Origin of the sequence: Saccharothrix sp. HUAS TT1, from assembly GCF_040744945.1 — a bacterium.
In the GTDB taxonomy this organism is placed as follows: Bacteria; Actinomycetota; Actinomycetes; order Mycobacteriales; family Pseudonocardiaceae; genus Actinosynnema.
Genome location: NZ_CP160453.1, coordinates 1,309,791 through 1,323,096 on the forward strand (window position 1 = coordinate 1,309,791; position 13,306 = coordinate 1,323,096).

At 64.6% G+C, this 13,306-nt stretch carries 11 protein-coding genes and 1 tRNA gene; 6 read left to right on the top strand and 6 right to left on the bottom strand.

What is annotated here, in order from left to right:
- Positions 1-39 precede the first annotated feature (39 nt).
- Positions 40-1,107, top strand: a complete 1,068-nt coding sequence (gene hisC, locus AB0F89_RS06445) for a histidinol-phosphate transaminase (protein WP_367133536.1) — start codon at positions 40-42, stop codon at positions 1,105-1,107.
- Here the strand turns inward: hisC and AB0F89_RS06450 are convergent.
- The 3 genes from AB0F89_RS06450 to AB0F89_RS06460 all read right to left on the bottom strand — a co-directional run bounded on the left by AB0F89_RS06450 (position 1,097) and on the right by AB0F89_RS06460 (position 5,148).
- A complete protein-coding gene (locus tag AB0F89_RS06450; protein ID WP_367133538.1) occupies positions 1,097-1,846 on the bottom strand; it encodes a sulfite exporter TauE/SafE family protein in 750 nt (249 codons plus the stop codon). The genes hisC and AB0F89_RS06450 overlap by 11 nt on opposite strands.
- 117 nt (positions 1,847-1,963) lie before the next feature.
- Entirely contained in the window at positions 1,964-2,866 is a 903-nt protein-coding gene (locus tag AB0F89_RS06455; RefSeq protein ID WP_367133540.1) for a neutral zinc metallopeptidase, read from the bottom strand.
- A 551-nt stretch (positions 2,867-3,417) separates the two neighbouring features.
- Positions 3,418-5,148 (bottom strand): bifunctional UDP-sugar hydrolase/5'-nucleotidase, encoded by a 1,731-nt coding sequence (locus AB0F89_RS06460; protein WP_367133542.1) that lies wholly within the window; start codon positions 5,146-5,148, stop codon positions 3,418-3,420.
- A gap of 133 nt (positions 5,149-5,281) precedes the next feature.
- On the opposite strand from AB0F89_RS06460, the gene AB0F89_RS06465 reads away from it, so the two are divergent.
- Together AB0F89_RS06465 and AB0F89_RS06470 are read left to right on the top strand one after the other, a co-directional pair.
- Complete coding sequence (locus AB0F89_RS06465) at positions 5,282-5,752, top strand: MarR family winged helix-turn-helix transcriptional regulator (protein WP_367133544.1); 471 nt, start codon at positions 5,282-5,284, stop codon at positions 5,750-5,752.
- A gap of 17 nt (positions 5,753-5,769) precedes the next feature.
- Positions 5,770-5,854: transfer RNA gene (locus AB0F89_RS06470), tRNA-Ser, on the top strand.
- A gap of 166 nt (positions 5,855-6,020) precedes the next feature.
- Here AB0F89_RS06470 and AB0F89_RS06475 read toward each other — a convergent pair.
- The 3 genes from AB0F89_RS06475 to AB0F89_RS06485 form a co-directional block, all read right to left on the bottom strand.
- Complete coding sequence (locus tag AB0F89_RS06475) at positions 6,021-6,314, bottom strand: hypothetical protein (RefSeq protein WP_367133546.1); 294 nt, start codon at positions 6,312-6,314, stop codon at positions 6,021-6,023.
- A 550-nt stretch (positions 6,315-6,864) separates the two neighbouring features.
- Positions 6,865-7,704: a helix-turn-helix domain-containing protein gene (locus AB0F89_RS06480; protein ID WP_367133548.1), complete on the bottom strand. Its 840-nt coding sequence runs from the start codon at positions 7,702-7,704 to the stop codon at positions 6,865-6,867.
- 623 nt (positions 7,705-8,327) lie between these two features.
- Positions 8,328-8,786, bottom strand: a complete 459-nt coding sequence (locus tag AB0F89_RS06485; RefSeq protein ID WP_367133550.1) for a hypothetical protein — start codon at positions 8,784-8,786, stop codon at positions 8,328-8,330.
- 247 nt (positions 8,787-9,033) lie between these two features.
- On the opposite strand from AB0F89_RS06485, the gene AB0F89_RS06490 reads away from it, so the two are divergent.
- From AB0F89_RS06490 to AB0F89_RS06500, 3 genes are read left to right on the top strand one after another with little or no spacing between them, the layout of a single operon-like run.
- The gene (locus AB0F89_RS06490) at positions 9,034-9,876 is read left to right on the top strand and encodes a GntR family transcriptional regulator (protein WP_367133552.1); all 843 of its coding nucleotides are present in this window, start codon (positions 9,034-9,036) and stop codon (positions 9,874-9,876) included.
- Positions 9,873-10,589: an HAD family hydrolase gene (locus AB0F89_RS06495; protein WP_367133554.1), complete on the top strand. Its 717-nt coding sequence runs from the start codon at positions 9,873-9,875 to the stop codon at positions 10,587-10,589. Before AB0F89_RS06490 ends, AB0F89_RS06495 begins: the two co-directional genes overlap by 4 nt.
- 13 nt (positions 10,590-10,602) lie before the next feature.
- Entirely contained in the window at positions 10,603-12,723 is a 2,121-nt protein-coding gene (locus tag AB0F89_RS06500; protein WP_367133556.1) for a P-loop NTPase fold protein, read from the top strand.
- The last annotated feature ends 583 nt before the right edge of the window (positions 12,724-13,306 follow it).

Consider the following 13,306-nt stretch of genomic DNA (forward strand, 5'->3'; position numbering starts at 1 on the left):
GGATAACGTCCAGCTCAGAACCCCGAAGGGAGCCCTTGGATGACCGTGCGAACCCGAGCCGACCTCGTTGCCCTGCCCGGATACGTGCCCGGCAGGACCGTCCCCGGCGCGATCAAGCTGGCCAGCAACGAGGTGTCGGCCGGACCGCTGCCCAGCGTGGTCCGGGCGATCGCGGACGCGGCCACCGCCGTGAACCGCTACCCCGACACCGCCGCCACCGACCTCGTGGCGCGCCTGGGTGCCAAGCTCGGCGTGCCGGTCGAGCAGGTGGCCGTCGGCTGCGGCTCGGTGACGTTGTGCCAGCAGCTGGTGCAGGCGACCTGCACCGAGGCCGACGAGGTGGTGTTCCCGTGGCGCTCCTTCGAGGCGTACCCGATCGTCACCGCGGTCGTCGGCGCGGGCCAGGACCGGGTGCCGCTGACCCCCGGCCACGCGCTCGACCTGGACGCGATGGCCGCGGCGATCACGCCGAGGACGCGCCTGGTGTTCGTCTGCAACCCGAACAACCCGACCGGGACGGCGTTGCGGCGGGCGGACGTCGAGCGGTTCATCGAGCGGGTGCCGTCCGACGTGCTCGTGGTGGTCGACGAGGCGTACAAGGAGTTCGTGGACGACCCCGACGTGCCCGACGGCGTGGAGCTGGCGAAGGCGCAGTGGGCGGCGGGCCGGGACAACGTGGCCGTGCTGCGGACGTTCTCCAAGGCGTACGGCCTGGCCGGGCTGCGGGTCGGGTACGCGGTGGCGTCGCCCGCGGTGGCCGAGACGCTGCGCAAGGTCTACGTGCCGTTCAGCGTGAACGCCCTGGCGCAGGTGGCGGCGCTGGCGTCGCTGGACGCCGAGGCGGAGCTGATGGCGCGGTGCCGGGCGATCGTGGCGGAACGGGCGCGGGTGCGCGGCGAGCTGCTGGCGGCCGGGTTCGAGGTGCCCGAGTCGCAGGCGAACTTCGTGTGGCTGCCGCTGGGTGAGCGGACGGCGGCGTTCAACGAGCACTGCCTGGCGCACAAGGTGGTCGTGCGCGCGTTCGTCGGCGACGGCGCGCGCGTCACGATCGGCGAGCCGGAGGAGAACGACGCGTTCCTGGCCGCTGCCAGGTCGTTCAGCGGGTGAGCAGCTGAACGATGGCCACGACTCCCACCACGACGATCACCGCGCGCAACGCGGTGGGTGGGAGTCGGCGGCCGACCTTCGCGCCGATCTGGCCGCCGACGACCGAGCCGATCGCCAGCAGCAGCACGGCCAGCCACGCCACGTCGGCGATGAAGATGAACAGCACGCCCGCGACCAGGTTCACGAACGCGGTCAGCACGTTCTTCAGGGCGTTCATCCGCTGGATGTGCTCGCTCATGAGCACGCCCATCAGGCCCATCACCAGCACGCCCTGGGCCGCGCCGAAGTAGCCGCCGTAGATGCCCGCGAGGAACACGCCGATCCACAGCGCGAGGCCGCCGTGCTCCTGCCGCTCCCGCTCGGCGAGCTTCTTGTTCAGCCACGGCTGGGCGATCACCAGCACCAGCGCGATGGCGATCAGCACCGGCACGATCGCCGAGAACGCGTCCTCCGGCAGCACCACCAGCAGGATCGCGCCGCCCACGCCGCCGAGCATCGAGGCGGGCAGCAGCCGCTTCACCCTGGGCGCCTGGCCGGTCAGCTCGCGCCGGTAGCCGAACGCGCCGCTGAGCGAGCCGGGCACCAGGCCGAGGCTGTTGGACACGTTGGCCACCACCGGCGGGTAGCCGACGGCCAGCAGCACCGGGAACGTCACCAGGGTGCCGGAGCCCACCACCGTGTTGATCCCACCGGCGAACACACCGGCCAGGACGACGATGACCGCTTCCAGCGTCGTCACGGCCACACTCCCCGAGCTCGCAGTTGGTTAGCGACGCTAACACTGCGCCGGGCGGGCCGCGGTGTGGGACTCGCGACACCGCAGCCGGCCCGGTCCGGCGCGGCTCGACCGCGGTCGTCAGCCCAGGTTGTCGGTGTCGAACGTGTTGCAGCGCGCCGGGTCGCCGGTCTCGTAGCCGGTGGTGTACCACTTCTGCCGCTGCGCCGACGTGCCGTGGGTGAACTGGGTCGTGTCGACGTGGCCGCCGCCCAGCTCGCCCTGGATGAAGTCGTCGCCGATGCGGGACGCCGCGTCCAGCGCCGCGTTCACGTCGTCCTGCGTCACCCCGGTGATCAGCGGCTGGCCGGACGCCGTCGGCACGGTCTGCGCGTGGTTGGCCCAGGCGCCCGCGTAGCAGTCGGCCTGCAGCTCCAGCCGCACCGAGTCCGACTTCGGCCCGGAGCCCTGGCCGACCCGGTCGGACGTGCCGAGCTGGTTCTGGATGTGGTGGCCGTACTCGTGCGCCAGGATGTACGCCTCGACGAACGGGCCGCCGGTGGCGCCGAACTTCTGCTGCATCTCCTGGAAGAAGCCCAGGTCGATGTACACCTCGGAGTCCGCCGGGCAGTAGAACGGCCCGACCGCGGACGTCGCGTTGCCGCACCGGGTCTGCACGCCGCCGGAGAAGAAGTTGGTCTGCGCGGCCTGGTAGGTGCGCCCCGACCGGGCGAACTGGTCGGTCCAGTACGCCTGGATCGAGTTGATGAACGCCACCGCGCGGCAGTCGGACTCCCGGTTGGCGTCCGCGCCGGTCCGGCACTTCTCCTTGATCGCCTCGGAGCCGACCTGCTGGTTCTGGCCGACGTCGCCGAACCCGGCGCCGGACGGCAGCTGCCCGCCGCCGCCGAGCTGCGAGAGCACGAAGTAGATGATGAGGCCGACGATGCCGAGCCCACCGCCGCCCAGCGCTACCCGACCACCGACACCGCGTTGGTCGGAGACCTGTGACGTGTCCAGCTCCGCGTTCTCGTTGAACTGCACCGCGCGTCCTCCCAGCAGCAGAAGCACCGGCCCCGGAAAAGCCCCGAGTGCGGGCCCGAACGTACAGGGCACCGCACCCGGGATTTCCCATGTGGAAGTGACGAAACCTGCGTGACGGGGTCGGCGTGGACCGCGGTCGGCGCCGACGGTGGAGACGGCGCCCTGACAACTACCGGGTCAACATCGTCAAGCGCGGCGATGGCGCCGGTGGCGCCGTGCGCTCGAAACCTCGTCGGAACCGCTCACGTTCGCGATCGGGTCGGTCTCCTGACCGCTCCGCCCGCGGGGTTGCGGCTCGAACGCGATTCGTCACCGCGAGGACTTACCTGCACCGCACCACCTACCCCTTCCGGGCGTGCCAGCGGCGGGTCGGCTCGGGTTCCGCCGGTGGCAGGTCCTGCATCGAGCATGCGCCTGATCGGCGCGGTGCACAACCGGAGCGGAAGCCCCTGAACTGGTGAAACGAAATTCATCCGGCTCGGTGGGACGTCCGCGGCGCGGATGAGCGCGCTGTGAGCGGGCACCCGGGGCGCCCGCTCACAGCGCTTCGATCACGGGGTGGTGGTGATCCGGCCGAGGGCCGGCGGGACCGTGTTCGGGTTGGCCGTCAGGTAGGCCGTGAAGCCGTCCAGGTCGATGCCGCCACCGGTGATCTCCGTGCCGCCGGTGAACGCGCTGAAGCCGTCACCGCCGCCCTGCAGGAAGCTGTTGATCGTGACGCGGTAGCTCGCGGCCGGGTCGAGCGGCACGCCGTTCAGCGCGATGGCCGAGACCTTCGAGCCGATCGGCGCGGACGCCGACCACGAGTAGGACAGGCCCTTGGACGGCTGCAGGACGATCTGCCGCTGCTGGCCGTTGACGACCTGCCACTGCTGCTCCAGCGCCGCCTTGAGCTGCGCGCCGGTCAACGTCACCGTCTGCAGGATGTTGCCGAACGGCTGCACGGTGAACGCCTCGCCGTAGGTCACCACGCCGTCGCCCTCGCCCGCGGGCGAGGAGGCGTAGGTGAGGTCGGCGCGGACGCCGCCCGGGTTCATCAGCGCGAGCACCGCGCCGTTGCCGGTGGTGGCGGCGAGCTGCGAGTCGGCGATCAGGTTGCCCAGGGGGGACTCACCCGCCGGGTTCTGCGCCCGCGGGACGTCCTGCGCGATCGTGCCGATCTGGCGGTTGGCGATCGGGCCGGACTTCGACTTGGCCAGGTCGATGATCGCCTGGACCTCCGGGTCCGGGGTGACGTCCTTGGTCACCACGTGGTTGCGGGCGACCGTGGCGGAGCGGACGACCTCGCGGGTGCGCTTGTCGATCTTGAGGTCGACCACGGACAGCTCGCGGCCGAACGCCAGGCCCTCGATGAACGGGCGCGGGTTGCCCGCCGGGTCGGTGACCGTGCAGTTGTAGTGCTGGTGGCTGTGGCCGGAGAACACGGCGTCGATCTTCGGGCTGACCTGCTCGGCGATCTTGCGGCCGGGACCGCCCTCGACCGTGCGGCAGTCGTCCGGGCCGCCGCCCGCGGTGTTGTCGCCCTGGTGGATCAGCAGCACGATCGACTTCACGCCGAGCCAGTTCAGCAGGTCCGCGTACCGGTTGGCGGCCGCGATCTCGTCGCCGAACTTCAGCTCCTTGATGCCGTTCGGGTCGACCAGGATCGGCACGTCCTTCAGCGGCATGCCGATGAAGCCGATCGGGACGCCGTCGCGGAACTCCACCCAGAACGGCGGCAGCGCGGGGAGGCCGTTGCGGGCCTTGGTGACGTTCGCGCCCAGGATCGGGAAGTCCGCGCCCCGGTAGGAGTCGCGGAACTGGCAGCCGTCGACCGGGTGGCAGCCGCCCTGCTGCACGCGCAGCAGCTCCTGGTAGCCCTCGTCGAACTCGTGGTTGCCCGCCGCCGTCGTGTCCATGCCGACGTGGTTGAGGACGTCGATCGTCGGCTCGTCGTGGAACAGGGCCGAGACGATCGGGGACGCGCCGATCAGGTCGCCCTGGCCGACGATCACCGAGTTGCGGGCCTGCGCCTGGAGGTTGCGGATGTGGGTGGCGTTGTAGGCGGCGCCGCCCGCTTCGACCTGCGTGCCGTCGGACAGCGTGACGCGGCCGGAGGAGCCCGTGGGGGGCTCGATGTTGCCGTGCAGGTCGTTGATGCCGATCAGGCGGACGTCGACGGTGCGCGAGGGCTGCTTGTTGTCGGCCTGCGCGGGGTTCTGCACCAGCGTGACCGCCAGCGCTGCCGCCGCGGTCACCGCGAGCGCGGCGGAGCGCTGCGCGGTGCGTCTGAACGAGGTCATGGGGTGGTTCCTCCCTGCGGCGCCCCGGTAGGAGGGCGCGGTACGGCGCAGGAGTTTGCCTTCCGGAGCTGTCCGGCACCAGACATGTTCGTGGATCGTCCGTTAACGGAGATGTGCGGCATAGCCTGGGGAGGTGACTGAGCACGAGCCGCGTTGGCTGGACGATGGGGAGATGCGCGCCTGGCGCAACTACGTGGTCGGGGCGTCCATGCTCGCCGACCGCTTGCACCGCGAGCTGCAGGACGGGCACGGGGTGTCGCTCGCCGACTACGAGGTCCTCGTGCGGCTGTCCGAGCAGCGGGGGCGGCGGATGCGGATGTCGCAGCTGGCGGACGAGGTGGCGTCGTCGAAGAGCCGGGTGTCGCACCAGGTGGCGCGGATGGAGCGGGAGGGGCTGCTGCGGCGGCGTGAGTGCCCGGAGGACGGGCGCGGGGTGTTCGCGGAGCTGACCGACGAGGGGATGGCGCTGCTGGAGGGCTCCGCGCCGACGCACGTCGAGGGGGTGCGGGAGCACATGGTCGACCTGCTGTCGCGGGAGGAGCAGGAGGTGGTGGCGCGGGTGTTCGAGCGGGTCATCACGCACCTGCGCGAGGTGGACGGGTAACCTGCTCCGGCACACCGGGAAGCGTGGCAGAGCGGCCGAATGCACCCGCCTTGAAAGCGGGAGACGGGCAACCGTCCGGGGGTTCAAATCCCTCCGCTTCCGCAGGTCGGATGGGGTGTGACCCGGTTCTGACGCCGGGTCGCACCCCCTCTGTGTAGCAACGGGTGTAGCAACGCCCTCAGCCGAGTTCGGCCGTGAGCTTCTTCAATAGCCTTGGCCACGTCCAGCGCCATCGGCTGACGCATCCGCTCTGCCCGCGTACCGCTCATCACGCCGCCACCCCCTCAGCACCACTGAGCTTGATCGGGAACGGCCGCACATCGGCAGGCCGGAAGTAGTCCCGCAGCTTCCCCAGGTCCGCATCGGTCATGTGAAAGGCCCGAGCACGCTCCGGTTCCCGTTGCCCGTCCTGCTTGACCCACGCGACACCGGGCGTGTTCTCCGCGATCTCGTGAGCAGCCGCGCCACACTGCCGGACATCGTCACCAAGCACCATGTCCACCTGCTGTGGCTCATCCAGCCGCAGGGCGACGCGGGCGGTGAACAGGTGCAGGAAGGACACGACCTCCTTGCGCGGGTCCTGACCAGGCCGACGACACCGGCACCAACATGACCACCGGGTACCGGACCACGACGAGCGCCAAGCGCACGACCCCGACGACCGCCAGCCACACCAGGGCCACCAGTGCCGCGATCCACTTCGCCTTGCCCGGCACCAACACCCACCACGGCACCCGAGGCCGGACGCCCTCGAACGGAGCCGGGTCGACCCACTTGCCGCCGTTCACCGCGCACGCCCCACCGGGGCGAAGATCAGCGGCAGCCAGCCCAAGCAGGCACAGCAAACGAGCTGGTTGGGCGCGTAGACCCCGAACCGCCCGCATGTCCCACAGGGGCGACCATTGGTCAGCTTCCACACTGACGGGGCAACCGCACGTCTTGACGCACGTCCCCCGACCACAGATACCCTTGCCATGACCGAAATCCCTTGCGCTCGCAGAATGTGCAGGAGAAATCCGGTCGAGTGAGTCGCGGAGAAGCAGACCAAGGCCCGCCAAGACTTTAGGGCTGTTTCCCCGCGACTCACACCAACCGGCGAAGTGTCGAAACTGTCAGCTCGTCTTGCCCGCAACCGCAGAGGCGTTGTTGGCGAGGTGCAAGATCATGGCTTGCGACTCTTCCACGCTCAGCGTGTTGGAAAGAATCGACTCCATCGCACCCTGGTACGCGCCAACGCTGTCAGGGTCATCAAGAAGGATGCTGTGGTACATCGCGTCGACGTGCACCACCGGCCGGTAGTCGTCCGACCGCATCAACGTGAACGGGTAGCGATCCCAATAGGGCCCAGCCATCAACCGAGGAAGCACCCGCAAGCCGATCCTGCCGGTGTTGGGCAGCGTGGCGAGATGACGCAACTGCTCAGCCGCCGTCCGCCGGTCCGTGCCCAAGCTGCGCAAGGTCATCTCACGCACCACGAACACGAACCTCGCCTCTCCCTTCAGTACCCGCTGCCGCTGCGCACGCGCCTGCGACCTCTGCTCGATCTCCTCCGGCGTGGCGAGCGGGTCACGTTGCAGGACCGCACGGGCGTATGCCGAGGTCTGCGCTAGTGCAGGCACCGCGACCGTCTCATAGGCGAACACCTCCCGCGCCGCCGCCTCGTGCCGCAGCAACACCGGCAACTCGTCCACCCCACCAGGCCCGTGACCGCTCCCGACGAACCAGTCGCGCGGGTCGGCGTGCAGGCTCATGACTCGGTCCACCGTGGCCTGGTCCGACCGGTAGAAGCCCAGTAGCCGAGCGATGTTGCCCGTGTCGGTGCCTCGCGTCCCGGCCTCCAGCTTCGACAGCCACCCGGCCGAGAGCCCAAGCACCTCCGCCATCTCATCGACGTCCGTACCGGACTGTTTTCGGGCCGATCGCAACTCGGCCCCCAATGCCCTGCTCTTCACGGTCGAACCCGACCGCGCATACCGCCCGTGGCTCATATCTTCTCCACACCAAAGAGACCCGTTCTAGCACGCACAAACACGCACCGATCCAGGTAGCGGACTAAATGATTTCGAACAAATCCTCAAACTTCAAAGGATGCAGCGCCTTCAAAGCTCCTGCAATGAATGCGGGTCCTGGCTGCAACTCACCTCGCCGGACCCGCACCACCGTCGAACGGTGCAGGCGCATTCCTTTCGCAAGGGCATAGTCAGACCTGAACCCCGCCAGCGCCGTAGCCTTGTCGAAAAAGCCGAGGCGAAGCTTGACGGTGTACCCGTCGCCAATCGCGGGACGCGTACTACCTCACTCACACGCCGCTCCCACCACACCGACACGAGCGCGCTGGATCTCCGCCCGCCGCTCGAACTCCACGGCAGCGACAGCACAGGCATGGCGAGCCCAGACCGGTACCGCAAGATCGCCACCCAGTACCCGCCACGCCTGCGCCACAGCGGAATAACCGACCGCCAACCGGAACAGCACCGCAGGTTCGTCCGAAGTGGACGCCAGCAACAGCGCAGTGACCTGCTCCGCGTACGCGAGGTTCCACCGGGCGACCGCCTCACCAGACGGCCGCGCCACCTCAGGCCGCCTTCTGCTCACCCTGGGGCTTCTCCACCCGCTTGGGAGCAGCACCCGTCTGCGGCGACACGAGACCGGTAGCCCGGATCGCGAACCCCTGGTACTTGTACCGATCCCCCATCACCCGAGGCTCAACCGTCAGCCCCTCGAACGCCACCGGCCACACCTCGACACCGGGCATCACCTCCACAGCCTGCGGCGGCACCGGCTGCACGTCAGCCAGGAGCGTCACTGTCACCGATGCGTCCCGCTCCTTCTCTGCGGACGGATCGGTCACCACGACCCTCCACTGACGCTTGCCCGTGCGCTCGTCCACCCGCTGCTTCGCCTGCCGACCGCGCCCCTTGTCCTCCACGCTCATGTACTCCATGTCCGGCGCGACCTCACCGACCATCAGCGCTCCCATCGGAAACACCTGGTCAAACGCCGCTTCGAACCGAGTCCCGTACGGAACCGCCACCAGCCACCTCCGTCACCTTGCCAGCCCGCCTGTCTGAGCTAGACAACTTGACAGTAAGACAGCTTGGCTAGCCAAGTCAAGTAAGGGGCCTGTGTCAGCCGATCGAGCTAGCTCCCTAGGCGGTCTAGCCAAGTGCGAACATGCGCTGCGAACATTGTGCGAACACACCCAACGTTGGATGGACGCACCCAACGACCTTCACCCGTGACAGCAACCAAGCTGTCACGCAAGCAAGCTTGGGGCCCACATGGCACTTGATCCCGACGATCCACGACCGCCGTACATGCAGGTGGCCAACGCTCTGCGCGCCGCTATCCTGACCAAGGTCTTCAAGGCCGGAGACAAGCTCCCATCGCGCGCCGAACTGGCGAAGAAGTACGACGTAGCCCCGATGACCGTGCAGAACGCTCTACGCGAGCTACGCGACGAAGGCTTGATCGTCTCCCGACAGGGCAGCGGCGTCTTCGTCCGCGAGCGCACCGAACGGCCGGTCGGCCTGCGCCCCCACATCGAACGAGCCTTCGAGTCCGACCGCGTCACCATCGACTTCTCAGGCTTCTCCGGCGAGACCCTGCACGGCATCCTCCAAGAACCACTGGACAAGATCCGCATCGGCCGCCTCACCCCCGAAGCGATCCACGTCCGCATCCTCGTCCCGGATCCCACCGTCCCGTGGTCAGTCCCCGTGACCGTCGAGGACCAGGCCGACAGCCCGGCCTTCCGCGCACGCGCCGCCGAGATCATGCGCCGCCACACCCTGGCCATCGTGGACAACGTCACCGAGCTGGGCGCCCTCGGCCTGGTCAAGGACGCCACCGCCGAAGTCCGCGTCCACCGAACCGCCCCACTGTTCAAGCTCTACCTGATCAACAACGACGAAGCCTTCTTCGGCTTCTACCCCGTCCGCGAACACGTCCTATCCCTAGACGGCCAACCCCAAGCCATCTACGACCTCATGGGCAAAGACGCCATCCTCTTCCACCACAGCACCACCGACGACGACACCAGCACCGGCAGCCAATACGTCACTCAAGCCCGCACTTGGTTCAATAGCCTTTGGAACACCATTTCGACGGACTACCGACCATGAAGGAAATCATAGGCCGCGTAGATGACATCGACATGCTGCAGCGCATACTGAATACTACTCGCGGATTTCTGTTTGACTTCGATGGGCCGATCTGCTCCATATTTGCAAATCTTTCAGCCTCTTACGTCGCCCATCAACTCAGAAGTGTCTTGATGCGTTGCGGCCACAAAGTTCTACCTCAAGAAGTATCGACCAGTGATGACCCGTTCGATGTCCTTCGATATGCGCGACTACTGGGCATGGAAGAATTTCATGAAGTGGAGCAAGCGCTAACCGAATGCGAAGTAGCCGCTAGCGAGACAGCGACGCCGACTGCCGGAGCTGAAAAGCTGATCGAATCTCTCGCGGCTCGACATTTCGATTTGGCCATTGTTAGCAACAATAGCGCTGATGCGATCCGTTCCTACATGAACCGACACGGGCTAGTTAAAGCATTTAAGTGCATTACGGGGCGCGAAGGCGGCCCAGAGAACTTGAAGCCCGCACCTACACCAATCCTCAAGGCAATGCACGATATCGGTCGGCTTCCACACAGTTGCTTACTCATCGGTGACTCTGCGTCGGATATGGTGGCTGCCAAAAAAGCGTCATCACTTGCTCTCGGTTACGCGAATAAGCCGCACAAAGCTCAAACCCTATTTCAGGCAGGTGCCGATGCTGTGGTCACACAGCTCGAAAGTGTTCAGCGCGCACTAGACTCTTCCATTATTTGACTGTAGGAAAAATATGCTTGTTGACGTTTCGAAGCTATATTCCGATGAGCCGATCGTTGATCCTGTCGCGGACCAATTGCACCGCTCCAGTTTCGCCGTACGCGTAGCATCCGTTATAAATGATATAGCTGAGCAAAGCGGAAGCGCGGTCATCGGAGTAGTTGGTCCATGGGGCAGTGGAAAAACATCTCTCGTAAACTTGATCAGTCATGAATTGAGAAGTGCAGAGGCAACTACCTGGAAGGTCTCCTGGTTCCGACCTTGGTTGTTCGTAGACACCGAATCGCTACTCAGAGAATTTTTTACCACCCTGTCTGACGAGCTACCGGGAAAGAGGCGTAGGCGAACTAGGATTTCCCTGGCACGCCATCTTCGCAATGTCTCACCAGCAGGTAAAGCCGTGCCTCTCACAGGGCTGGACAAGGTGCTGGAAGCGCTATCGAACGCAATCCGCGGTAATGAGTCGATCGAACACACCGGAAAGGTAATCGAAGACCTGACCGGGAAATTTGAGTCGCGCCTTCTGGTGGTGATTGACGATGTTGATCGCCTTCAGCCTGACGAGCTACTTCTAGTACTCAAAATGGTCCGTGCCGTAGCGAAATTCCCGAACGTATACTACGTTCTTTCTTACGACGAATCAACTCTGCTCGACGTTCTGTCCAGTACAGAGATTGCACGAAATAATGTTGCACGCGCACAAGCTTACCTGGAGAAAATCGTACAAGTCAGATTTGACTTGCCTTCACTGGATACTGGAATAATCAATAGATTTTTCCAGGCACATTTGGATCGTTCGCTAGTAAAGCATGCTCAAGTACTTGACAATACAGAGCTTGCGAGATTGCGGACGTGTCTCGACTACCTCATGCGTGAGAAACTTACCACCCCGCGCAGTATCCGTAAGCTTTTCGGTCAAATAGATGCAACATTCCCACCCCTCAGAGGCGAAGTTAACTACCTGGATCTATTGTTTCTGACTTATATGCGGGTCTTTGAAAGTCCGATCTACCATCTGCTTCCTCGTCACCGAGAAAAACTCGTTGATACTGGCGGGTTTTCGATGGACGGAAATGATCTGGCGAAAGAAAGGCAAGATTGGCTCAACCGCCTCAGTGAAGTAGCAGGAGAAGTTCGGGCAACTTCGATCCTAAAGTTTCTAGGGCAGATATTCTTGCCTATTAGGTCTATTGTCGAAAACATGCCCTACGGCAGTAGGTTCGTCGATGAACTTGTCGAGAAACAGCGTGTGGGCAGTTCCAGCTACTTCGATCGTTACTTTCACTTCAGTGTTCCGGATTCCGACGTTTCAGACGTAATGACGATACGGGCCCTTTGTTCTATATTGGGGGGACGGGAACCCGTTTCAGAGGTTGAGGTTCTCAAGCGGCGTGCCATGGAGCATCCGAGAGAAGTACTTATAAAGGTCGATGAAGTCGTGGATCGCGTCGACATTCAGACACTTGACGCATTGATCCGCTGGCTTGTTTCCATTTATATAAATGTCAAAGATGTTCCTAAGTTGTTCGGATCTCCGCATGATCTTATAGAAAGAATGGTGATTAGACTTTTGGATATGGCTCCAACTGTGCAAGTTCTTCGCTGTTTTAGTATTCTTACACAGGGAGAGAACTTGCATCTTAGTGCAAGAATGGCCTGTCGAAATAGTAGAAGAGAAGACCGGAAAGACTGGCATCAGAGGTTCGTTGTGGAACTGGTGCCTAGACTATGGTCGGCAGTTGAAGCGGTTGCTATGCGTCCTATGAGTGAAGTCAGTGATGACGAGTTTCACTTCGTAACCTACTTGGCAGAACTGACGGATGCCGTATCGGTGAAATCCTGGCTCCATCAAAAGATTGAGTCTGGACCATGGACAGTACTGGACGTTTTGACACTCATGGTCCCTTTGCGAACTTATTATGGAGGAGTCGATAATGTATGGCGCGTTTCCGATGTTGATCCTGATCGGATTGACCGATTGATTGGAATTGAATACGCTAAGGACCACCTGCGGGACGAATTGCGCGTTGATCAGCCTTCTCCGAGAACCATCGAAGACCAAGTAGGGACTCGCGAAAACCGCCAGGCTTACATATTGTCGTTCCTCAAAAATCACCATACGCCTGCCGACTAGTCAATCAATCAGTTCGTCTCATATGCGTTGCCGAAGTTAGCTCTATGGGATCAAGGCGCGCCGCCTACGGCGGCGCGCGGTGCCGTCCGGTGCACGTTGGCACCGACTCCCCGCATCGCGGCACGCCGGGCTCCCGCTTCGCTCCGCCCGTCGGCCGCGCGCGGAGTCGGTGCACGTGGTTGGGACGGCGGCGCGCTGATGGTGGGGAAGTGAGCCGCGGAGCTGCTTCCGGCCGCTGGGCTCCGTGACGATCGCGTGGTCGCACAGCCGACGTGGCTGGGCGCGGCGATCGACGCCCGCCGACGCTTCGCGCCTGCGGCCAGCGGTGGTGGCTGGTCGCTTGAGGGGGCGGTCTGTTGCCCGTTTGCTCCACTTGACGCGCGGGTTCAGTCGAACGGCTGGGCGCGATCGAGCTGGAGGGCTGGAGGGCTGGACATGAGTGAGGCAGAAGACCTGAGGGCGTTGGCCGACGCAGCCGCCAGGAGGGACGCGGCACAGCGGGCGTACACGGCGGTCGCAAGTGCGGCGCCGCTACGCCACGGAGAAGAGACTCCTGCACCGCATCCCGAGGCTCGTCGCGGGC